Origin of the sequence: Vibrio syngnathi (assembly GCF_002119525.1) — a bacterium.
Lineage (GTDB): Bacteria > Pseudomonadota > Gammaproteobacteria > Enterobacterales > Vibrionaceae > Vibrio > Vibrio syngnathi.
Window position 1 is genome coordinate 2,831,436 of sequence record NZ_CP017916.1, and the last position, 22,710, is coordinate 2,854,145.

General features: G+C 43.9%; 17 protein-coding genes and 1 tRNA gene. 8 read left to right on the forward strand and 10 right to left on the reverse strand.

The features are described 5' to 3' along the window. Positions 1 to 65: 65 nt before the first annotated feature. The gene (locus tag K08M4_RS12810; protein WP_086050109.1) at positions 66 to 881 is read right to left on the reverse strand and encodes an alpha/beta fold hydrolase; all 816 of its coding nucleotides are present in this window, start codon (positions 879 to 881) and stop codon (positions 66 to 68) included. Between the two features lie 178 nt (positions 882 to 1,059). Then, the gene (gene tsaD / locus K08M4_RS12815) at positions 1,060 to 2,076 is read right to left on the reverse strand and encodes a tRNA (adenosine(37)-N6)-threonylcarbamoyltransferase complex transferase subunit TsaD (RefSeq protein ID WP_004735972.1); all 1,017 of its coding nucleotides are present in this window, start codon (positions 2,074 to 2,076) and stop codon (positions 1,060 to 1,062) included. Positions 2,077 to 2,334: 258 nt separating this feature from the next. Between tsaD and rpsU the strand changes: the two genes are divergently transcribed. The 6 genes from rpsU to K08M4_RS12845 all read left to right on the forward strand — a co-directional run bounded on the left by rpsU (position 2,335) and on the right by K08M4_RS12845 (position 8,545). Then, complete coding sequence (gene rpsU, locus K08M4_RS12820; protein WP_004396009.1) at positions 2,335 to 2,550, forward strand: 30S ribosomal protein S21; 216 nt, start codon at positions 2,335 to 2,337, stop codon at positions 2,548 to 2,550. Positions 2,551 to 2,575: 25 nt separating this feature from the next. Then, entirely contained in the window at positions 2,576 to 3,019 is a 444-nt protein-coding gene (locus K08M4_RS12825) for a GatB/YqeY domain-containing protein (protein ID WP_009847797.1), read from the forward strand. Between the two features lie 119 nt (positions 3,020 to 3,138). Beyond that, entirely contained in the window at positions 3,139 to 4,890 is a 1,752-nt protein-coding gene (gene dnaG, locus K08M4_RS12830) for a DNA primase (RefSeq protein WP_086050110.1), read from the forward strand. A gap of 99 nt (positions 4,891 to 4,989) precedes the next feature. Then, complete coding sequence (gene rpoD / locus K08M4_RS12835; RefSeq protein ID WP_086050111.1) at positions 4,990 to 6,834, forward strand: RNA polymerase sigma factor RpoD; 1,845 nt, start codon at positions 4,990 to 4,992, stop codon at positions 6,832 to 6,834. Positions 6,835 to 6,997: 163 nt separating this feature from the next. Further along, positions 6,998 to 7,073, forward strand: a tRNA-Ile gene (locus K08M4_RS12840). A gap of 203 nt (positions 7,074 to 7,276) precedes the next feature. Continuing rightward, positions 7,277 to 8,545, forward strand: coding sequence for an O-acetylhomoserine aminocarboxypropyltransferase/cysteine synthase family protein (locus K08M4_RS12845; RefSeq protein WP_086050112.1), 1,269 nt, complete (start codon positions 7,277 to 7,279; stop codon positions 8,543 to 8,545). A 125-nt stretch (positions 8,546 to 8,670) separates the two neighbouring features. Here the strand turns inward: K08M4_RS12845 and glmS are convergent, their stop codons facing one another. Together glmS and K08M4_RS12855 are read right to left on the reverse strand one after the other, a co-directional pair. After that, entirely contained in the window at positions 8,671 to 10,503 is a 1,833-nt protein-coding gene (gene glmS, locus K08M4_RS12850; RefSeq protein WP_004736010.1) for a glutamine--fructose-6-phosphate transaminase (isomerizing), read from the reverse strand. 107 nt (positions 10,504 to 10,610) lie between these two features. Beyond that, a complete protein-coding gene (locus tag K08M4_RS12855; RefSeq protein ID WP_086050113.1) occupies positions 10,611 to 11,381 on the reverse strand; it encodes a DeoR/GlpR family DNA-binding transcription regulator in 771 nt (256 codons plus the stop codon). Positions 11,382 to 11,810: 429 nt separating this feature from the next. Between K08M4_RS12855 and pykF the strand changes: the two genes are divergently transcribed. After that, positions 11,811 to 13,223, forward strand: coding sequence for a pyruvate kinase PykF (gene pykF, locus K08M4_RS12860; protein ID WP_009847804.1), 1,413 nt, complete (start codon positions 11,811 to 11,813; stop codon positions 13,221 to 13,223). A 176-nt stretch (positions 13,224 to 13,399) separates the two neighbouring features. After that, positions 13,400 to 14,071: a GntR family transcriptional regulator gene (locus K08M4_RS12865; protein ID WP_086050114.1), complete on the forward strand. Its 672-nt coding sequence runs from the start codon at positions 13,400 to 13,402 to the stop codon at positions 14,069 to 14,071. A 747-nt stretch (positions 14,072 to 14,818) separates the two neighbouring features. Here the strand turns inward: K08M4_RS12865 and ilvN are convergent. The 6 genes from ilvN to K08M4_RS12900 form a co-directional block, all read right to left on the reverse strand. Then, positions 14,819 to 15,313 (reverse strand): acetolactate synthase small subunit, encoded by a 495-nt coding sequence (gene ilvN, locus K08M4_RS12875; protein ID WP_004735875.1) that lies wholly within the window; start codon positions 15,311 to 15,313, stop codon positions 14,819 to 14,821. 1 nt (position 15,314) lies between these two features. Next, entirely contained in the window at positions 15,315 to 17,072 is a 1,758-nt protein-coding gene (locus K08M4_RS12880; protein ID WP_086050115.1) for an acetolactate synthase 3 large subunit, read from the reverse strand. Between the two features lie 460 nt (positions 17,073 to 17,532). Further along, the gene (locus tag K08M4_RS12885; RefSeq protein WP_086050116.1) at positions 17,533 to 19,341 is read right to left on the reverse strand and encodes an AMP-dependent synthetase/ligase; all 1,809 of its coding nucleotides are present in this window, start codon (positions 19,339 to 19,341) and stop codon (positions 17,533 to 17,535) included. A gap of 201 nt (positions 19,342 to 19,542) precedes the next feature. Further along, entirely contained in the window at positions 19,543 to 20,502 is a 960-nt protein-coding gene (gene leuO / locus K08M4_RS12890; protein WP_009847810.1) for a transcriptional regulator LeuO, read from the reverse strand. Between the two features lie 347 nt (positions 20,503 to 20,849). Then, positions 20,850 to 21,920: an MJ1255/VC2487 family glycosyltransferase gene (locus tag K08M4_RS12895; protein ID WP_086050117.1), complete on the reverse strand. Its 1,071-nt coding sequence runs from the start codon at positions 21,918 to 21,920 to the stop codon at positions 20,850 to 20,852. Between the two features lie 57 nt (positions 21,921 to 21,977). Continuing rightward, positions 21,978 to 22,502: a phosphatase PAP2 family protein gene (locus K08M4_RS12900; RefSeq protein ID WP_086050118.1), complete on the reverse strand. Its 525-nt coding sequence runs from the start codon at positions 22,500 to 22,502 to the stop codon at positions 21,978 to 21,980. Positions 22,503 to 22,710 lie beyond the last annotated feature (208 nt).

Below are 22,710 nucleotides of genomic sequence, written 5' to 3' on the forward strand. Positions count from 1 at the left end.
AACCGAGATAAATTCAAACCGACGCAATTTTAAGTCGATCAATACTATTTAGTATTTAAGAGCTCTTACAGTAGATGTTTATCTAAAAACGTCTTCAGCATTGTGTTCACAAACTCTGGTTGCTCTAGCGAACTAATGTGACCAGCACCAGGAATCACCACCAACTCACTGCCCGTAATACAGTCGTGCATTAGGTATGACTCAAGTACCGGACGCGGTTTATCTTCTTGCCCTACAGCGATCAAAACTGGTAGTGCAAAGTTATCTACCGCTTCAATCATATCGCGACGTCCAAACACCATTCGACCGATTCGTGCCACTTCTTCAGCGTTCTCACCCTTAAGATCTGATAATTTCTGAGTAAAGCCTTCCACTAAAGAAGGTGTGTTTGTTTGAGCATCATTTGCAAAGAACAATGGAACAACCGCTTCAACAATCGGTTGAGGAACCATTTTGGTTTGAGTAATGGTGTCTAACATGTGGAAGTATTTAGCATGAGCAACTTCTGGTTCTAGGCCTACGAAAGTGTCCATTAGAACCAAAGATTTTATACGTGCAGGTGCAAGTTCCGCTAATTCTGTTCCCCACATACCGCCAACCGATAAGCCTACTACGGAGAATTCTTCGATATCTAAATGATCAAGCAAAGCCAAAATGTGCTGAGCGTAATCTTTCAAGTTACGCATTGAGCTCGGCGCGGCTTGTGACTCACCATGAGACCAAAGCTCTGGAACAATACAGCGATACTGAGTTTTTAATGCATCGATCTGCGGCTTCCACATAGTGCTGTCCCAAAGGTAACTGTGGCCTAGCACAACAACAGGTCCTTGACCTTCATCTAGGTACGTCATCGATTGATTGTCTACGGTGAACTTATTCATTTTCTTCCCTAATCTCTATCAGCAATTATTTATCGACATATAGTCGGTAAGCTAGGATATAAAAACGGCCGCACTCAGCGACCGTTTATCGAAATACTATGGTTTATTTGGCGCTTAGCTTTTGTTGACCGACTGTTTCTTGTTGATCGACGGTTTCTTGTTGAACGATTGCTACTGGTTAAGCAATTGGCTCTAGTTGGTCAATTGGCCAACGCGGCGTAGCATGAACCGACAAATCAGCCGTTTCACCATTCTTTAAGCGTTGCATACCCGCGTAAGCAATCATGGCACCATTATCAGTACAGAATTCAGTACGAGGGTAGTACACCTCACCACCGATTTTCTTCGCCAGCGCTTCAAGCTCAATGCGCAGTTGTTTGTTGGCGCTTACACCACCAGCAATCACGATACGTTTCATGCCCGTCTCTACTAAGGCACGCTTACACTTGATTACCAAGGTCGCACAAACCGCTTCTTGGAACGCGTAAGCAATATCAGCTCGAGTTTGGTCATCATTGTCATTAGCACGAATGGTATTTGCCGCGAACGTTTTCAAGCCCGAAAAGCTCATATCTAGTCCTGGACGATCAGTCATTGGACGTGGGAACTTAAAACGACCTGGCGTGCCTTTTTCTGCGAGTCGAGATAGCAGTGGACCACCAGGGTAGTCTAAGCCCATTAGCTTCGCGGTTTTATCAAACGCTTCACCCGCCGCATCATCAATCGATTCACCAAGGATTCGGTATTCACCAATGCCTTTTACTTCGACCATCATGGTATGTCCGCCAGAAACCAGCAGAGCAACAAATGGGAATGGTGGAGGATTGTCTTCTAGCATTGGCGCAAGAAGGTGACCTTCCATATGGTGCACTGGCACAGCAGGCACGCCCCACGCATAAGCAATACTGCGACCAATCGTTGCACCCACAAGCAATGCACCAACCAAACCAGGGCCAGCCGTGTAAGCCACGCCATCAATATCTTTCGACGTTAGGTTCGCTTCTGCCAACGCCGCTTTAATCAGTGGAATGGTTTTTTTTACGTGGTCACGCGACGCTAGCTCAGGTACCACACCACCGTAATCGGCGTGCAGCTTTACTTGGCTGTATAACTGATGAGAAAGCAGCCCTTGCTCATCATCATAAATTGCGATTCCTGTTTCATCACAAGAGGTTTCAATACCAATAATGCGCATAATTTTCTCGGCACGCTTTCGTCTAAAATGGGAAATTAGCGCAATATTACCCTGCCTAAGCTCTTCAAACAAATATTGTACAGACTATAATCGACAAAGTGCTTTACAAAGCCACTGTGATCGGATTAAAATTCCGCACCATTTTTGATCAAGCTGGTTAATGACCAAACGCGAATAGAGAGTTAGCTCGATGGGTAACTTCTCTGATTTGGTACTGAATAACCAGCGATAATGAATAACCCCTGAGGTGAAAGGCATATGCCAATAGTTAAAGTACGTGAAAACGAACCGTTCGACGTTGCACTACGTCGTTTCAAGCGCTCTTGTGAAAAAGCAGGTATCCTTTCTGAAGTGCGTCGTCGTGAGCATTACGAAAAGCCAACTACAGTTCGCAAACGCGCTAAAGCAGCAGCTCAAAAGCGTCACGCTAAAAAGCTAGCTCGCGAAAACGCACGTCGCGTTCGTCTGTACTAATAACTTAATCCATAAGGACTGAGTTATGGCTCTTATTGAACAACTCAAAGAAGAGCAAAAATTAGCGATGAAAGCCAAGGACAAACCGCGCCTTGGCACTATCCGCTTAGCTCTTTCAGCAATTAAGCAACGTGAAGTTGACGAACGGATCACTCTGAACGACGACGACATTATTGCTATATTAGTTAAAATGGTTAAGCAACGTCGCGATTCTGTTGCTCAATATGAATCGGCAAATCGTCAAGATCTTGCTGACGTGGAAAAAGCAGAAATTACGGTACTTGAAGGCTTTATGCCTCAGCCGCTAACTGAAGAAGAAGTTATTGCACTACTTGATAGCGCAATTGCAGAAGCTCAACCTGCGGGCATGCAAGACATGGGTAAAGTAATGGCTATCTTGAAACCACAAATTCAAGGGCGTGCAGATATGGGTAAAGTTAGTGGTTTAGTTCGTTCTAAACTCGCTTAATCCCAAATCAAATTGCAACAAGCCGTGCAATCCTTCGGAACGCACGGCTTGTTTGTATCTGTAACCTATTCAAACTATTATTATCCACACTCTCAGTTAGTGCATTTTTCTAAGGTTTTATGGCAGGACACATCCCGCGTAGTTTCATCGATGATCTCCTAGCGCGTCTCGACATTGTCGATATTGTGGACGCACGCGTGAAACTTAAGAAAAAAGGCAAAAACTATGGTGCTTGTTGCCCATTTCACAACGAAAAGACCCCTTCTTTCAGCGTAAGCCAAGAAAAACAGTTTTATCACTGCTTTGGTTGTGGCGTGCATGGCAATGCCATCGACTTCATTATGGAGTTCGAACGTCTCGATTTTGTTGAAGCGATTGAAGAGCTGGCCTCATTTTTAGGCCTTGATGTTCCTAGAGAACAGCGCAGTGGTGAGATATCAACAGCACCAAAAGCTAACAGCGAACAAAAACGTAACCTCTACGATTTGATGGGCGGCATCAGTAATTTTTACCGCTCTCAGCTGAAAATCTCAGCGAACAAGCCCGCAATTGATTACCTAAAAAATCGCGGCCTTTCTGGTGAAATCGTACAGAAGTTTGGCATTGGCTACGTCGCTGATGAATGGGACTTAGTTCGTAAGAACTTCGGCCAACAAAAAGAAGCACAAGACATGCTCGTGACTGGCGGCATGTTGATAGAAAACGATAAAGGCAATCGATACGACCGATTCCGTGGACGCGTAATGTTCCCGATCCGCGATCGTCGTGGTCGAGTGATTGGTTTTGGTGGGCGTGTCTTAGAAGACGGTACACCGAAATACCTGAACTCACCAGAAACGCCGATCTTCCATAAAGGTAAAGAGCTTTACGGCCTTTATGAAGTACTGCAAGCCTACCGTGAACCGCCGCAAATACTTGTGGTTGAAGGTTACATGGATGTCGTGGCATTGGCGCAATATGGTGTTGATTACTCAGTGGCATCACTGGGCACCTCGACAACCGGTGACCACGTTCAAATGTTGTTCCGCCAAACCAACACTGTGGTTTGTTGTTATGACGGTGACCGAGCTGGTAAAGAAGCAGCGTGGCGCGCACTCGAAAATGCGCTTGAATACCTGAAAACAGGTAACACGCTCAAGTTTCTGTTCTTGCCTGACGGTGAAGACCCAGATAGCTATATAAGAGAGAATGGCCAAGAGGCCTTCGAACAACTAGTACAGAATGCGACACCGCTTTCTACTTACTTGTTCGATAATCTTATTGAAATACACAAGTTGAACTTGGGAACAACGGAAGGGAAGTCGGCACTGCGAGCACACGCCAGCGCCTTGATTAATAAAATCCCTGACAGTTATTTCCAAGAACTGCTCGAAAAATTATTGGATGAGCGTACTGGTTTTGATAACCAACTGAGACGAGCTCGTGTTCATACTAAGAACCCGACACCTCAACCGCATAAAGAACTGAAACGTACTCCAATGCGAGAAGTTATCGCTTTGCTTATCCAAAATCCGAGCTATGCTGATATGGTACCGGATTTATCAAGTGTCAAAGGCTTACAATTGCCTGGGCTAAGTTTATTCGTCGAAGTACTTGATAAATGCCACGCGCATCCCCATATCAACACAGGCCAATTATTAGAGCATTGGCGACACAATAAACATGAGGCTCTTCTGTCTCGTCTCGCGAGCTGGGAAATCCCCCTCGACGAAGACAATCAAGAAGACATATTTTTAGACTCATTGGACAATATCCTTGCCCAGTGCGTTGAAAAACAAATTGAAAATCTGCAGGCAAAAGCAAGAAGTGTCGGTTTATCAGCCGAAGAAAAAAGGGAGCTACTAGCTTTAATGCTAGATCTAAAAGCGTAACCCTGTTTGATTAGTCAGCATTTAATAAATTTGTTAACATAATTGGTTTGCATTTGAGAATGCAACGTCCTTCACCAGACCTGAAGTTGGATATCATCTATGGATCAAAATCCGCAGTCACAGCTTAAATTACTTGTTATTAAAGGCAAGGAACAAGGCTATCTGACCTACGCCGAAGTAAACGACCACCTACCTGCAGAAATCGTGGATTCTGAACAGGTAGAAGACATCATTCAAATGATCAACGACATGGGTATCAAGGTAGTAGAAACTGCACCTGACGCTGATGATCTAGCGCTTAATGATGACGATGCCAATATAGATGAAGATGCAGCTGAAGCTGCTGCTGCTGCGCTTTCAAGCGTAGAAAGCGAGATTGGCCGTACAACTGACCCAGTTCGTATGTACATGCGTGAAATGGGTACAGTTGAACTACTGACTCGTGAAGGCGAAATCGACATTGCGAAGCGTATTGAAGATGGTATCAATACCGTTCAATTATCTGTTGCTGAGTACCCAGGCACGATTCCATACATCTTGGAACAGTTTGACCGCGTACTCGCTGAAGAGATTCGCTTAACAGATCTAATTAATGGCTTTGTTGACCCAGACGACGATGGCACAGCTGCGCCAACGGCGACTCACATCGGTTCAGAACTAGCTAAAACTGATCTAGAAGACGAAGACAAAGAAGAAGCGGAAGACGACGAGGAAGAAGAAGAGGAAGATACAGGTATTGATCCTGAGCTTGCTCTTGAGAAGTTCACAGCGCTTCGTACTAGCTACCAAAACCGTCAACTAGCAATCAATGAATACGGCCACGAAAGCCCGAAAGCAACGCTTGCAACAACAATGATGCAAGACGTATTCAAAGAATTCCGTCTGACGCCAAAACAGTTTGATTACCTAGTAAACGAACTTCGCACTTCAATGGATCGCGTACGTACTCAAGAACGCCTAATCATGCGTCAAACGGTTGAGTACGGCAAAGTGCCGAAGAAATCTTTCATTGCTCTATTTACTGGCAATGAATCTAGCGAAGCATGGTTGGACGAAGTTCTTGCTTCAGACAAACCATACGCTGAAAAGATCAAACGTAACGAACACGACATCCGTCGTTCTATCCAAAAGCTGGATATAATCGAACGTGAAACGTCTCTTACTGTTCAAAGCATTAAAGATATCAGCCGTCGTATGTCTATCGGTGAAGCGAAAGCTCGTCGTGCGAAGAAAGAGATGGTTGAAGCGAACTTACGTCTAGTAATCTCGATTGCTAAGAAGTACACAAACCGTGGCCTACAATTCCTGGATCTGATCCAAGAAGGTAACATCGGTCTGATGAAAGCGGTAGATAAGTTTGAATACCGTCGTGGTTACAAATTCTCTACTTACGCTACTTGGTGGATCCGTCAAGCAATCACTCGTTCGATTGCCGACCAAGCTCGTACTATCCGTATTCCTGTTCACATGATCGAAACGATCAACAAACTAAACCGTATCTCTCGTCAAATGCTACAAGAGATGGGTCGTGAACCGCTTCCGGAAGAGTTGGCTGAGCGCATGCAAATGCCTGAAGACAAGATCCGTAAAGTACTAAAAATCGCTAAAGAGCCTATCTCAATGGAGACACCAATCGGTGACGACGAAGATTCGCATCTAGGTGATTTCATCGAGGATACAACGCTAGAACTGCCTTTAGATTCTGCAACGGCAACAAGCCTACGCGGTGCAACTAAAGACGTTCTTGCAGGCCTAACTCCTCGTGAAGCGAAAGTACTGCGTATGCGTTTTGGTATTGACATGAACACTGACCACACTCTAGAAGAAGTGGGTAAGCAGTTCGACGTTACTCGTGAGCGTATCCGTCAGATCGAAGCAAAAGCACTGCGTAAACTTCGTCACCCAAGCCGCTCAGAAACTCTGCGTAGCTTCCTAGACGAGTAATCACACGCTTTAGTGTGGTTAGCTTTTAAGCATAAAATAGAAAAGGTGAGCGTTGGCTCACCTTTTTTGTGCCTGTATGATTTAAGTGGCTAAGATGTAAGCGGAATTGCCCCTCATAGTGTCTAGACACCAATCAATGCTTCCCCTATAATCTATGCCCTACGGCCCCTTAGCTCAGTGGTTAGAGCGCACGACTCATAATCGTTCGGTCCCCAGTTCAAATCTGGGAGGGGCCACCAAATTAGAAAAGCCAGAACAGTTCACGCTGCTCTGGCTTTTTGCTTTTCTGAAGCTGTACAACTCAACAGCTATATTTCCTACAAATAGCAAATCGTCCCACACACAATTCCAATCCCCTCTATGTGACTAAATATACTTTTCTTTTATGAAAAAATCGGCAATATGAGAGTACGAAAATAATTCAATAGTTCAGGGAAGACTCATGAAAGACGAAACGCTCTCGATTCACTTCGGCTACGAAACCGATCCAACAACCAAATCGGTTGCGACACCTATTTACCAAACCGTTGCTTACGAATTCGATGACGCACAACACGGTGCCGACCTGTTCAACCTTGCGGTACCCGGTAATATCTACACTCGCATAATGAACCCAACCAATGATGTACTAGAAAAGCGCATGGCGGCCTTAGAGGGTGGCATTGCAGGCTTAGTGGTGAGTGCGGGCAGCGCGGCGATCAACTACGCGATTCAAACATTAGCTCAAATCGGCGACAACATCGTTTCTACCCCTCAGCTTTACGGCGGTACTTACACCCTATTTGCTCATATGCTACCAAACCAAGGGATCGAAGTTCGCTTTGCTAAAGACGATAAACCAGAAAGCTTAGCGGCACTGATCGATGAAAAGACCAAGGCGGTTTATTGTGAAAGTATCGGTAACCCGGCAGGCAATATTATCGACTTAGAACGTGTTGCTGAGCTTGCTCACGCACAAGGTGTACCTGTGATTGTTGATAACACAGTGGCGACACCTGTGTTGTGTAAACCTATCGATTTTGGCGCTGATATCGTGGTGCACTCGCTAACCAAATACGTTGGAGGTCACGGAACAACATTGGGTGGCGTGATTGTCGATTCAGGCAAATTCCCATGGGCAGAACACAAAGATCGCTTCCCCGTGTTTAACCAACCAGAGCCTTCATATCATGGTGTGGTTTATACCGAAGCCTTTGGTGAGGCTGCATTTATTGGTCGCGCTCGAACCGTTCCACTTCGTAATACAGGGGCAGCACTGTCACCAATGAATGCCTTCATGTTAATGCAAGGCTTAGAGACGTTGTCGTTACGTATGGAGCGACACACAGAGAACGCATTAAAAGTAGCAGAGTACCTTCAGCAACATGAGAAAGTGAGTTGGGTGAGCTACGCTGGTTTACCCACGTCTGAGTTCTATCCGTTGGCTGAGAAATACATGCAAGGTAAGCCGTCTGCCATTTTATCTTTTGGCTTGAAAGATGGTTATGAAGCCGGAGTTCGTTTCTATGATGCGCTGCAAATCTTCAAGCGCTTGGTGAACATTGGCGATGCAAAATCTCTCGCTTGTCACCCGGCTTCCACGACACACCGTCAATTAAGCGAAGCGGAACAAAAACAAGCAGGTGTATCACCAGAGATGATTCGTCTCTCAGTAGGTATTGAACACATCGAAGATATCTTTGCTGATCTAGAGCAAGCCCTTAATACTTAATGCTTAATGCTTAATGCTTAATGACGTTAAAGCTAGATCTAACACTAATCGTTAACTAATAGGCACAAAAAAGCCCATCTCAGGATGGGCTTCTTATTATCTAATTTTCTTAGATAGGCTAACGATTACTCAACCGTTACCGCTTTCGCAAGGTTACGAGGTTGGTCAACATCGGTACCCTTGATTAGTGCTACATGGTAAGACAACAGCTGCATCGGTACTGTGTAGTAGATAGGTGCTGTTACTTCACTTACGTGAGGCATCTTGATGATCTTCATGTTCTCATCGCTTTCAAAGCCTGCATCTTCATCTGCGAATACGTAAAGTAGACCGCCACGAGCACGTACTTCTTCAACGTTTGATTTCAGTTTCTCTAGCAAGTCGTTGCTTGGTGCAATAACGACGACTGGCATATCTGCATCGATAAGAGCCAAAGGACCGTGCTTAAGCTCACCAGCCGCGTATGCTTCTGCGTGGATGTAAGAGATCTCTTTCAGTTTAAGAGACGCTTCCATCGCGATTGGGTAGAACTCACCACGACCCAAGAATAGTGTGTGGTGCTTATCTGCAAAATCAGGTGCTAGCGCTTCGATCTCTTTATCAAACGCTAATGCTTTTTCAATATCAGCAGGCAGTTGATGTAGTGCTTGAACGATCTCCGCTTCTTTCTCTTCATTGATGCGACCTTGTAGACGACCAATTGACGTTACCATCATCAACATAGCCGCTAGCTGTGTTGTGAAGGCTTTAGTTGAAGCAACACCGATTTCAGTTCCTGCGCGAGTCATGAAGGCAAAATCAGATTCACGAACCAGCGAAGAGCCTGCAACGTTACAGATAGTCATTGCTGACATGTAACCTTTTTCTTTTGCAAGACGAAGTGCAGCAAGCGTATCAGCCGTTTCACCAGACTGAGACAGAGTCACCAATAGGCTATTCGGACGAACAACGAAATCACGGTAACGGAATTCAGAAGCAATCTCTACGTCACAGCTTACGCCTGCTAGAGACTCAAACCAGTAACGAGCTGCCATGCCTGAGTTGTAAGATGTACCACATGCGATGATCTGCACGTGTTCAACCTTGCTTAGGATCTCTTCCGCTTTAACACCAATCGCGTTAGTGATAACTGAAGTGTCAGAGATACGGCCTTCCATTGTGTTGATCAGCGCTGTTGGCTGCTCAAAGATCTCTTTCTGCATAAAGTGACGGTATTGACCTTTGTCACCGGCATCGTGTTCTGCGTTTGATTCAACGATTTCACGCTCAACACGCTCGCCCGCCACATCAAATACTGTTACATCACGACGAGTCACCTCAGCAACATCACCTTCTTCTAAGTACATGAAGCGACGAGTTACGCTTAATAGCGCTAGTTGGTCAGAAGCAAGGAAATTCTCACCGACACCAAAACCGATAACGATTGGGCTACCAGAACGAGCAACAACGATACGGCTAGGATCTTTACGATCAACCGCCACAGTGCCGTATGCACCGTCTAATTGTTTTGCTGTTTTTTGCAGAGCTTCAACCAAAGAAGCTGACGTGCGAAGTTCCCACTCAACAAGATGAGCGATAACTTCTGTATCTGTTTGTGAAGTAAACACGTAGCCACGCTCTTGCAGCAGAGCGCGCAGTGTTTCGTGGTTTTCGATAATACCATTGTGTACAACAGCAATATCGCCCGACATGTGTGGGTGTGCGTTTGCTTCAGAAGGCTCACCGTGTGTCGCCCAACGTGTATGAGCGATACCAGTACCGCCAATAACATGTTGTTGATCGACTGCGTCTGCTAGCTCTTGTACTTTACCAAGGCGGCGTACACGAGTTAGGTTAGATTCGCTGTCAACTACAGCGACACCCGCTGAATCGTAGCCTCGGTATTCTAGGCGGCGAAGGCCTTCTACTAAAATTTCGGCTACATCACGCTGTGCTACTGCACCAACAATTCCACACATAGTTTTACTCCATCAATTTCGTTTTATTCCTATTGGCAGCAAGCAAAGGCCAGATCTTTATTAAGATCAATTATAGGAAGGTAAATGCATAATACTTAAATTTGTTTTTACGCTGGATCGGTCAGGATCACTCGAACATCATGTGATTCGATACTTGCTTTGGATTCTTCGCCTAAGTCTGTATCGGTAATTAAGATGTCAATGTGTTCCCATGCCAGCTCTAAGTTCGGGATCTTTCGTCCCACTTTTTCCGACTCAACCATCACGATCACATCTCGTGACACTTCAGCCATTACTTTGCTTAAACCAACCAATTCATTGAACGTGGTTGTGCCTCTATCAAGGTCGATACCATCAGCCCCGATAAATAGTTGATCAAAATCGTAAGCACGAAGTACTGACTCTGCGACTTTGCCTTGGAAAGAATCCGAATGGGTATCCCAAGTGCCGCCGGTCATTAGCAGTGTTGGTTCGCTTTCCAACTCATTAAGTGCATTAGCAACGTGCAATGAGTTGGTCATAACAACCAAACCACGCTTACTATTGAGCTGCTGAATTAGCGCTCCTGTCGTGCTACCACTATCGATCACAATGCGGTTATGGTCGCGAATTAAATCTGCTGCGGCTTTCGCCAATGAAATCTTTCGAGTCGAAACTTGTGGACCCAGCTCTTCGTTGACAACCTCTTTCGGTAATGAAATCGCACCACCATAACGGCGCAAAAGCTGACCATTTTTCTCTAAAGACGCCAAGTCCTTTCTAATCGTGACCTCTGAGGTTTCGAACTTAGCGGATAATTCATCAACACTAACCTCCCCTTTTTCATTCACTAGGTTAGAAATTGCATGTCTTCTGAGCTGGGTGTTTCGTTTCGACATTTAAAAAAGGCCATTAAGTTTCGATGTGAAACATATTATAGTTACAACGAAACTATTTAGTCCATTTATTTTGATCCAAAAAATTAATAAATAGCGATAAAACCTTGTCCTAAGACAATTGTTAAGCAGTGATATTGAACTCATTAGGTGGTAGAATCCGCACCCGAAAAGAAAAAAAATTACAAAACTGACTGTTATTTTTTTGCAACTTACCGCCTATATAGTGGGGTAAGTCACAGAAAACCGATATTGAATCAAAATCTTTTGGTCATAAAATGACTAAAATTGATGAAAGACTTACAACTCTGAAGGACATATTGGAAGTCCCGCGCTTTTACACAACAGGCACAAAATGTTGATGTAGCGGACCAATCTTCAGAACTTAAATAAATTTCAAATTGTAACAATACTTACCGGAGAGTACCTTCCATGAAAAAGACCAAAATCGTATGTACGATTGGCCCTAAAACTGAATCTGTAGAGAAGCTAACTGAACTAGTAGATGCTGGCATGAACGTTATGCGTCTTAACTTCTCTCACGGTGATTTCGCAGAGCACGGCACTCGTATCGCGAACTTCCGTAAAGTAATGGAAAACAATGGTGAGCAACTTGCGATCCTTCTAGATACTAAAGGTCCAGAAATCCGCACTATCAAACTTGAAGATGGTAACGACGTAGATCTAGTAGCTGGTCAAGAGTTCACTTTCACAACTGACGCAACAGTTGTTGGTAACAAAGACGTAGTAGCAGTAACTTACCTAGGTTTCGCTAAAGACCTAACAGCTGGTAACACTATCCTTGTTGATGACGGCCTAATCGAAATGGAAGTTATCGCAACAACAGAAACTGAAGTTAAGTGTAAAGTTCTTAACAACGGTGCTCTAGGCGAAAACAAAGGTGTTAACCTTCCTGGCGTTTCTGTTCAACTTCCTGCTCTTTCTGAGAAAGACAAAGCTGACCTTAAGTTTGGTTGTGAGCAAGGCGTTGATTTCGTTGCAGCTTCTTTCATCCGTAAAGAAGACGATGTTAAAGAAATCCGTGAGCTTCTAAACGCTAACGGCGGCGAGAACATCCACATCATTTCTAAGATTGAAAACCAAGAAGGTGTAGATAACTTCGATTCAATCCTTGAAGCTTCTGACGGCATCATGGTTGCTCGTGGTGACCTAGGTGTTGAAATCCCAGCTGAAGAAGTAATCTTCGCTCAGAAGATGATGATCGAGAAGTGTAACCGCGCACGTAAGATGGTTATCACTGCAACTCAAATGCTTGACTCTATGATCAGCAACCCACGTCCAACTCGTGCAGAAGCGGGTGACGTTGCGAACGCAATCATGGATGGTACTGATGCAGTAATGCTTTCTGGTGAAACGGCTAAAGGTAAGTACCCAGTTGAAGCTGTTACTATCATGGCTCAAATCGCGAACCGTACTGATTCAGCTCTTAAAGCTGAGCTAGGTTCTCGTCTAGACAGCCCACGTCTACGCATCACTGAAGCAGTATGTAAAGGCGCTGTAGACACAGCAGAGAAGCTAGCTGCTCCTCTAATCGTTGTTGCAACTGAAGGCGGTAAGTCTGCACGTTCAGTACGTAAGTACTTCCCAACTGCAAACATCCTTGCTCTAACAACTAACGAAAAGACAGCTGCACAGCTAGTTCTTACTAAAGGTGTTAAGCCAGTTCTTGTTGACTCTATCGAGAACACAGACGCGTTCTACATCAACGGTAAAGAAATCGCTCTACAATCTGGCCTAGGTAACAAAGGCGACATCGTAGTTATGGTTTCTGGTGCTCTAGTCGCTTCTGGTACTACAAACACAGCATCTGTTCACGTTCTATAAGAATGAACCGATTCGCATAAAATATAAAAGAGGGCTTCGGCCCTCTTTTTTTATGAAACAAAATCTTGCCTAACTTTTCAGTACGCTGTATTATCAATCACATTAGAACTACGTACTGTTAAACTCCAATAAACTCTTCCTAAGAAACGGATTAGCAGACTAGAAATCGAATATACATGAGGTTTGTAATGTCTAGTCCTACGCTTACTGACAAAGTATCAAAGATGATTCGCCAAGATATCCTTAATGGTGAGTTAACCCCAGGCCAAAAACTCGTTGTAGCCGATCTTAAAGCACGATACAACGTGGGTGCATCTCCAATTCGCGAAGCCTTAGTGCAATTATCTTGGAGTAAATACGTAAAGCTAGAGCCACAAAAAGGCTGCTGGGTATCTCCTGTATCGAAGAAAGAACTCAACGACCTATATGAAAGCCTTCGTGTTGTCTCTTCTGTGCTGCTTAAAAAGGCGATTTCAGCAGGTGATGAAAGCTGGGAGCTTGAAGTATTAACCTCTTACCACAAGCTATCACGCATACAATATGTATCAGAAGAGTTTGATTGTATTGAGTGGGAAGAGCGTCACCAGCAGTTCCATGCCGCTTTGCTTGAAGGCGCAGATTCAGAGAACATGTTCAAGTTCTTTGATGATCTTATCAATCAAGTAAAACGCTACCGCTTCCTAGCTATGTCAGCAAAAAGCGCGTCTGATGATCTGTTCAATATTGATGAGCATGAAATGCTCATGAAGCTGGTGCTTGCTAAAAATGTCGATCAAGCAACAGAACTACTGGATCAACACCTGTTAAGTTCAATGAAACGAATTGAAGAAGTTATCGAAGCCGCATAATGCCAAGATAGATTCTAACCACATAAAAACGGAGCCTAATAGCTCCGTTTTTTATTTCCAGTATTACGACTGAACTACCACCCGAAAAACTCTTTGTGATGAGTATTGAGCAGCACAACCATAGGTAAAAAATACAGTGCACTCAGCTGAAAGCCAAGAATGACTAACGTTCCTATGGTTAACCTCACTAAAAAATCGACAAACATACCACGCCTCTTTCAATCAGACTGTATGATCCCTAAACCCTTGCTTCAGATAACCTAATTCAACTCATCACTTTCAAGCCTTTGATAGGGTTAACAACCCGTTGAATTAAGTTAACGGTGCCATCCTTTTACATCTAGCAAACACTCTATTAATTGCATCTTTTATCATGAGATGCGCCGAAGCAAGACTGTTTGATTATTGTTCAGTTTAGCTCAAATAACCGCGAGCATTAGACTTTAGTCTAATCATATAAACTTTGTGATTTAAGTCTCTCAAAAATGAGATTTCCAATAAATACGGATGTACACCATGGGGGAGTAAGCACAGTAAATAACAGAGCACTCTATAAAAAGCGCAATAGCACCCTAAGGGAGGATTACAAAGAAATGAATGGCAATAAGAAAGTGTGGACAAGCGATGCATACTTCCAGAAAGCAAAACGGCCCAAATGAAGGGCCGTTCGTATTAGTAAAATTGCTTTCGCTCTCTAGCGATTAAATAAGCGGTGTTAACTTAAAAGCAGCTTTCAATGTTTCTTCGCTAGGCTTTCAACGCACGTTCACCACGTGCGATGCCAACAACCCCACTTCGAGCCACTTCAAGTACTTCCGTTACTTCAGACAAAGCCTGAATGAAAGCATCAAGCTTCTCGCTAGTACCCGCCATTTGCACTGTGTATTGCGAAGCCGTCACATCAACGATCTGACCACGGAAAATATCCGCAGTACGCTTCACTTCTGCACGAGCAAACCCGCTAGCGCGTACTTTTACCATCAGAAGTTCACGCTCGATATGCTCAAGTTCAGACACTTCTTGAACCTTAAGTACGTCGATCAATTTGTGTAACTGCTTCTGAATCTGCTCAAGTTGCATTTCGCTTGAGTTAGTAGTGACATTAAGACGAGACAGCGTTGGATCATCTGTAGGAGATACATTCAAAGACTCAATGTTGTAGCCACGCTGAGAAAACAAGCCAACCACTCGAGAAAGTGCACCTGGTTGGTTTTCCATTAATAGTGAAAGGATGTGTCTCATATTATGTTCTCTCCGTTTTGCTTAGCCACATGTTATCCATACCCTCGCCTTTGATCTGCATTGGGTATACGTGCTCGGTGTCATCCACACTGATATCGACAAATACCAAACGGTCTTTCATCGCTAGTGCTTTTTCCAAACCTGATTCCAGTTCATCCGGAGATGAAATACGCATGCCAACGTGGCCATAAGCCTCAGCGATAGCAGCAAAATCAGGAACAGAGTCCATATATGAATTAGAGTAACGACCTTGATAAACAATGTCTTGCCACTGTTTTACCATGCCTAAGAAACGGTTGTTAAGGTTAATAATCTTAACTGGAATATTGTATTGCAGCGCAGTCGATAGCTCTTGGATATTCATTTGAATACTGCCATCACCAGTAACAATCACAACTTCTTCATCAGGTTTCGCAAACTTAACGCCCATGCCAGCAGGTAGGCCAAAGCCCATCGTGCCTAGACCACCAGAGTTAATCCAACGGCGTGGCTTGTCAAACGGGTAGTACAAAGCAGCAAACATTTGGTGTTGACCAACATCAGAAGCAACATAGGCATCGCCATTGGTTACTTTATGAAGTGTTTCAATAACTTGTTGTGGCTTAATACGGCCAGACGTTTTGTCATACGCTAAGCAGTCACGTTCTTGCCACTGTTTAATTTCACTCCACCAGCTTTCCATCGCTTCTGCATCGTTAGTTCCACCTTGATCAATAAGCAGGTTAACCATGCTCTCTAGAACTTTTTCCGCTGAACCTACAATAGGTAGATCCACTTTTACGTTCTTAGAGATCGAAGATGGGTCGATATCAATGTGCATGATCTTCGCATCAGGACAGTACTTATCTAGGTTATTGGTCGTTCGATCATCGAAGCGTACGCCAATACCAAAGATCAAGTCCGCATTGTGCATCGCCATATTGGCTTCATACAAACCATGCATGCCCAACATACCCAAAGAGTTCTTATGAGTACCAGGGAAAGCGCCAAGCCCCATTAGGGTGCTTACCACGGGTAAATTCAGTGCCTCTGCTAATTTTAACAGCGGCTTATCTGCCTCAGAAATAACCGCACCACCACCGACATAAAGTACCGGTTTCTTCGCTTCAAGAAGGGCTTTTAGCGCCTTTTTTATCTGACCTTTATGACCCGTAACCGTTGGGTTATATGAACGCATTTTGATCGTTTCTGGGTATTCATAAGGAAGCTTGATTTGTGGGTTTAAGATGTCTTTTGGCAGATCAATAACCACAGGACCTGGACGTCCTGTCGTTGAAATATAGAATGCTTTTTTAACGACTTCAGGGATATCTTCCGCTTTCTTAACTAAGAAGCTGTGTTTAACGATCGGACGGGATACACCCACGATGTCACACTCTTGGAAGGCGTCGTTACCAATAAGGTTATTTGGTACGTTACCAGAAATAACAATCATTGGGATTGAGTCCATGTAGGCTGTGGCAATACCAGTCACGGTATTGGTCGCACCTGGACCAGAACACACAAGTACTACACCCGGTTTACCGGTAGAACGAGTATAGCCATCTGCCATGTGGGTAGCGGCTTGTTCGTGTCGTACTAATACGTGTTTAATTTCAGCGGTTTTAGCATGCAGCGCATCGTAGATATCAAGTACAGAACCACCTGGGTAACCAAAGATTTGTTCTACACCCTCTTCAATTAGAGACTGCACCACCATCTCAGCGCCGGATAACATTTCAGCGCCGGATGACATGGCTGTTTCAGGTTTTGTTGTCATATTGCTCTCCTCACCAGTTTCCAATCACATTTGGTGAACATGTTGGGCTGGTTTTTCATAGTCTAGGGCTTATTCGTAGCCTAATTCGAAATACTTCCACTTTTTCGGCTATGGCTGTCTGTAGTGATAACAACAAACAGTAATACGAAACAACTTTAACGCTTTATTATCATCTGGTCTAACACCTGTTATTCGGCAACTGTGCCAAAAAACCAACTATTAGCTCAAAGCATCAAATAAAACCCAAACCAACCGACAAGGCTAGGTTTAAACACTACCTATCAATTAAAAAAAAGCACTTAATATTTCAATGGATCACTATTCATCGATAAAAAACGAGCTTGCTGGTGTGCGCTTTCGCACATTGTGCTGTTTCATTAGATACAAAAAATCCCCCTAAAAATGCAATCACATTCGTAGGGGGATTTTTAAACAACTGAAAATTTATCTAAACAGAAAACTACTTATCTTTAGGCTTTTCGTTGTACATTTCTTCGATTTCGTCTTGATACTTATCGTTAATAACCTTACGACGCAATTTCTGGGTTGGTGTTAACTCACCATCATCCATAGAAAACGCTTTTGGCAGCAGCTTGAACTTCTTCACTTGTTCAAACTTCGCTAGCTCTTGTTGTAAGTCATTCACACGTTTCTCTAGCATCTCTACTATTTGGTGATTTTTAACAAGCTCAACACGGTCGTGATACTTGATATTCAGCTCTTTGGCATACTCTTCTAGCGAGTCATAACAAGGAACAATCAGTGCAGAAACGAATTTGCGCGTATCAGCGATAACAGCAATCTGCTCGATAAAGTGATCTTTACCAATTGCGCCTTCAACCACTTGCGGTGCAATGTACTTACCACCAGAGGTCTTCATTAATTCTTTGATGCGATCAGTAATGAACAGATTACCATTTTCATCAAAATGACCCGCATCACCGGTTTTTAGGAAACCATGCTCGTCAAATGTCTTAGCGGTCTCTTCGGGCATCTTGTAGTAGCCACGCATCACCATTGGACCACGAACAAGGATCTCATCCTTAGCGCCAATTTTCACTTCAGCACCCGGCATCGACATACCGATCGAGTCAGGGTTAAAACAACGATCATCCCAGCACGATACTGTTGCCGTAGTTTCTGTCATGCCGTAGCCCAGTTTTACGTTGATACCAATAGCATGGAAGAAGCGACCAATGGTTTCATCAAGCTTCGCGCCACCACATGGCATAAAGTTGATGTTACCGCCTAGCAGAGCTCGCAGTTTAGAGAGCACAAGCTTGTCGGCAAGCGCATGGCTCTTCTTCAGCATAAATGATGGTGTACGACCTTCTTGATGACAAACAGAAAGCTTCGCGCCCATGTTCACAGCCCAAGTAAAGAGTACTTTACGAATAAACGGTGCTTTCGATACTTTCTCGTGAATCGCTGAGAAAATCTTCTCGTAGAAGCGAGGAACAGCAGACATAACCGTTGGTTTAACATCACTCAGTGCGTCACGAACTTGCATGGTGTCTTGCAGATAGCAGTTGGTTGCGCCTTTATAGAGGACATAGAAAGTCCAAGCGCGCTCAAATACATGTGATAGAGGTAAGAAACACAATGAGACGTCGTCTTTGCTTAAGCTTAGGCGCTCATCATGGCCTTTTAATTGATAGCCAACGTTCGTGTAATCAAGCATTACACCTTTAGGCTGACCAGTAGTACCAGAGGTATAGATAAGGGTCAGTAAGTCGTCCATACATGCTTCGGCTAGGCGAACATCAAGTTCAGCTTGCTGCTCTTCAACACCACGAGCCATGAACTCTTTCCAAGATACAGCAAAGCTGTGTCCTTGCAGATCGATATCATCAGACATCGCCACAACAACTTCAAGCTGCTCACACTCTTCGAAAATGTTAACAGCGGCATCAAACTGAGGTTGCTCACCAACAAATAAGATCTTCACATCTGCATTTTGGATAATGTAAGAAGACTGCGCTGCTGTGTTCGTTGGATAAATCGGTACAGTAACAAGACGAGCTTGCAAAGATGCAAAATCTGCTACGGTCCATTGAGGCATATTGTTCGAGAAGATACCGATCTTATCTTGAACTCTCAACCCTTGAGCCAATAGCGCTAATGAAAGCGTATCGATTTGTTGTCCAAACTGCTGCCAGCTAATACCTTGCCATACATTGCCTACTTTGTGCTTCAAAGCTGTACGGTTGCCGCCTTGGGCAATTTGGTCACGAAGTCTTTTTACGATATGAAAATCTAAATTGGCCATCTCTTTACCTTTGGCTTACACCTGTAAGCTTTTTTGAGCGCACAAGTGTACCTCTGATCATGGAAAAGGCAACTGATGAAGCTCAAAGTTATAAGTAATAGTACGTCTCACGCTAAGTTTTCTATCAACAAAAATAGCAGGTACAAAAAAGCCCTAAGCCAGACTCCTAGCTTAGGGCTTATAAATCATAGGAATTAGTGTCTAGTTAAGCGCCACAACTTCGCCACAGATCATCATTAACTGATCTCGTAACCAGATGTGTCCTTTGTCCTTTTCACTTGATTCGTGCCAGCTTAGGAAGCCAGAAATCGCCGCATTATCGAATGGGAAATCTAGAATTTGAAGCTGCTCTTTATTTGCTGCATGTTCTACCATCCAACGAGGAGCGATTGTTACTAATTCCGATTGGCCTACAACGTAAAGAACGTTGCTCAAGCTCGTACCTTCGTAGAAAGGTGTGCAATCTAGGTCACGGTAAGCCTGCTCTGAGAAGCTACGTTGACCATGGATGCGAGACAGTTTAGCGTGCTTTTCGTTAAGCAACTCTGCCGCTGAAACTTCACCGTTGATACGTGGATGAGAAGCAGAAGCTACCACAACCAATTCATCTTGGAAGATTTCAGTGCTTGAGAAACCTTGTTCATCAAAACGCGAGTAATCAATAACGAAGTCAATTTCTTGGTAACGCATGCGCTCAGAAAGTTGGCGGTCAAATTCGGCATCCATATGCAGATTAACGCTAGGTGCTTGGTCGTTGATTGTCGACATAATCTTAGGAGCAAAACGCATGTCACAAGGGCTGCAAATTGCAAGTTTGAACAGGCGAGAAGACGACTCTGGAGAGAACACAGAACTTGGCAATTCGTTGCGTACTAACTGCAGCGCTTGGCGGATTGGACCAAACAACTGACGAGCACGTTGAGTCGGTTGAATACCACGACCTTGACGCATGAATAGTTCGTCGTTGAACATTACTTTCAAACGAGCAACAGCGTTACTTACAGCAGGCTGAGACATGCCCAGATTATGAGCTGCACGTGTAATATTTTGCTCTTGCATAACTGCATCAAATACAGTCAAAAGATTTAAGTCGACTCCACGAAGTGTGCTTTCCATTCTGTAGCTTGCAATTGCACTCATTGCGTCTTTTTTCTCTAACATTCAAGTTGCCTCTTGTCGGTTCGACAGGGTTAAATTGGTAATGGTGTGGGAATAGATAACCACTAATTCTTATATTTATCAGACCGATGTTTTTCGGATTGCCATTACTATTAACCAATACATCTCGAGCTACCAACAAGATTGATAAAGAATAATTTAATTTTACCTTAATGATTAAACAACACCTAAAAATCAGTTGCTTATGGAGTTATAAAAAAACATAAAATGCATCACTTATGAGTTTCATTTCGACTTATTTAGCTGTCCTATCGTTTTGGTTACATTTGTTACAAATTATTGAACTCGTGAATCGTTCAGCTAGCCAATTCAGAAATAACACTTATGGGTTACGTGAGTGATGCATAACTAGGAAAATCTACCTTATCCCAAAGTTGCTTTCTTAAGCCATCTTGGTTGGACCAGTTACCCGCCAAAATCCACCCAACAAGTGCACTTGCCACGTCGGGATAAGTGACCATTTCAGCCTGTTTTTCACCGAGCCAACTACGCAATATAGCCGCGTCTAAAAAACTCATGGTTTGAGCCAACCCGAGCGCTTCAAGCGTCGCCACATTACTCTGTTGTTCGAACTGCCCCTCAAGAGGCTTGAGAAGCAATTTTTTACCCAAAGTTAAGGCTTCAGATGGCAATTCAAAACCACCATTAGTCACCACTCCTGAGCACTGATTGAGGTCGAATTGAAAGCCGGCATGACTGAGTGGTTTGAACTCAATATTTTCAACTCGGTTTTGCTCAATAACATTTGGGTGATAGCAGACAAAGTTGTGCGAAATAAACTTCATCAACAGCTCCGAGATCGACTCAAGATCCTCAAATGGTAAATAAACCAAAGTGAAGTCTTGTGTTGCTTTAGCTCGCTCATCACACGCAGGCGAGTGAACGATTGGGGTATGAACGATAGGCGGCAATATCGGCTGTTCAAAGTGGTACCAATGCAAACCAATAGCATGCTCTGTTGGCGCAAAATACTGAATAACAGAATGTTCAATCCAGTTGCCCCCTTCTTTAGGCACATCATAACGGAACGCATTTTGATGGCTTATTCCAATACACGGGACACCTTGCCTTTTCGCAGCCCAAGCGGTTACCGGTTCAAAGTCATTAATCACTAAATCATAAGGCGTAAGATCGAGCTGGTTGATTTCACGGAGAAATCGCCAGATGTTATTCTTGATGAATGTCTTGCCGTATTTAACCTGCCCTTGCTCACTGTAAAAGGTTAAGCCGCTGCGGATCTGATAGTGACCAAACGCTTCCATCGAGAAGTACTTGCTCTCATCTCGCCCAGAGAACAAAAAGTCGACATCGATATTTTGCTGACGAAAAGCCACAGCCATTGCTCTCGCTCGAGCGATGTGACCATTTCCTGTGCCTTGTACACCATATAAGATTTTCATGCATGTTCCTTTATGTTTACCACTTAAGCCCGGCAGTGGTTGTTGCCAACAAAATAATTACAGGATGAAGCTGATAGCAAGACTCGTACAAGCGATGCCCAAGGCCGCGCCAATCAGTACATCCGTTAAAAAGTGCACACCAAGTAGGATTCGAGAGCCAGCAATCGCTGCCGCCCAAATCAAGCTAAATAGATAGAGACTTGGATAGAAATGTCCGATTAGAGTCGCCATAACAAATGCAGCAGCGGAATGCCCAGAAGGCAGGCTGTATTTATCTGATGGCACAATGTGAGAGTGAAGCAATGAAGAGAATTCAGCAGGTCTACGACGCTTAAGGGTGTTCTTAGCTAACCAATAAATCGGCAGCTCTATCGCAAAAGCGGCGAGACCAACCATTAAAAATTCACGACCTGTATAGCCATCAGCCAATAGTGCAATCAGAGCGATCAACACATATAAGTGACCATCCCCGGTATGAGACACCGCTTTACTCAGTGTCGCCTGTCGTCCGCAATAACGGTTGTTTAAACAGAAAACAGAAAATGCCACATCCCAGCGGACAATAGGTTCGATAGTACGCATACAATCTCCTTAACAATCCTTATTCAGTTAAGGCTCAAGTTATGCCCCTGAAATGACAGTTAAGTGACGTTTTGAATGAACTAAAATGAATTTTGAAGTGAATTAACCGCTTTCGCTAGCAAGCTGATGAGCCTAGAAACCGCCGATAAAAATAAAGCGACCCAAGGCCGCTTTATTCTTCTACGTTTTTACCTCTTTATATAAGCAA

Bases quoted from the DNA above. Each gene is read 5' to 3' on its own strand.
- K08M4_RS12845 (WP_086050112.1), top strand. From the start codon at position 7,277: ATGAAAGACGAAACGCTCTCGATTCACTTCGGCTACGAAACCGATCCA.
- K08M4_RS12855 (WP_086050113.1), bottom strand. From the start codon at position 11,381: ATGTCGAAACGAAACACCCAGCTCAGAAGACATGCAATTTCTAACCTA.
- ilvN (WP_004735875.1), bottom strand. From the start codon at position 15,313: ATGAGACACATCCTTTCACTATTAATGGAAAACCAACCAGGTGCACTT.
- K08M4_RS12900 (WP_086050118.1), bottom strand. From the start codon at position 22,502: ATGCGTACTATCGAACCTATTGTCCGCTGGGATGTGGCATTTTCTGTT.
- K08M4_RS12810 (WP_086050109.1), bottom strand. From the start codon at position 881: ATGAATAAGTTCACCGTAGACAATCAATCGATGACGTACCTAGATGAA.
- K08M4_RS12895 (WP_086050117.1), bottom strand. From the start codon at position 21,920: ATGAAAATCTTATATGGTGTACAAGGCACAGGAAATGGTCACATCGCT.
- tsaD (WP_004735972.1), bottom strand. From the start codon at position 2,076: ATGCGCATTATTGGTATTGAAACCTCTTGTGATGAAACAGGAATCGCA.
- glmS (WP_004736010.1), bottom strand. From the start codon at position 10,503: ATGTGTGGAATTGTTGGTGCAGTAGCACAGCGTGATGTAGCCGAAATT.
- K08M4_RS12865 (WP_086050114.1), top strand. From the start codon at position 13,400: ATGAGGTTTGTAATGTCTAGTCCTACGCTTACTGACAAAGTATCAAAG.
- leuO (WP_009847810.1), bottom strand. From the start codon at position 20,502: ATGTTAGAGAAAAAAGACGCAATGAGTGCAATTGCAAGCTACAGAATG.
- rpoD (WP_086050111.1), top strand. From the start codon at position 4,990: ATGGATCAAAATCCGCAGTCACAGCTTAAATTACTTGTTATTAAAGGC.
- pykF (WP_009847804.1), top strand. From the start codon at position 11,811: ATGAAAAAGACCAAAATCGTATGTACGATTGGCCCTAAAACTGAATCT.
- dnaG (WP_086050110.1), top strand. From the start codon at position 3,139: ATGGCAGGACACATCCCGCGTAGTTTCATCGATGATCTCCTAGCGCGT.
- K08M4_RS12825 (WP_009847797.1), top strand. From the start codon at position 2,576: ATGGCTCTTATTGAACAACTCAAAGAAGAGCAAAAATTAGCGATGAAA.
- rpsU (WP_004396009.1), top strand. From the start codon at position 2,335: ATGCCAATAGTTAAAGTACGTGAAAACGAACCGTTCGACGTTGCACTA.
- K08M4_RS12885 (WP_086050116.1), bottom strand. From the start codon at position 19,341: ATGGCCAATTTAGATTTTCATATCGTAAAAAGACTTCGTGACCAAATT.
- K08M4_RS12880 (WP_086050115.1), bottom strand. From the start codon at position 17,072: ATGACAACAAAACCTGAAACAGCCATGTCATCCGGCGCTGAAATGTTA.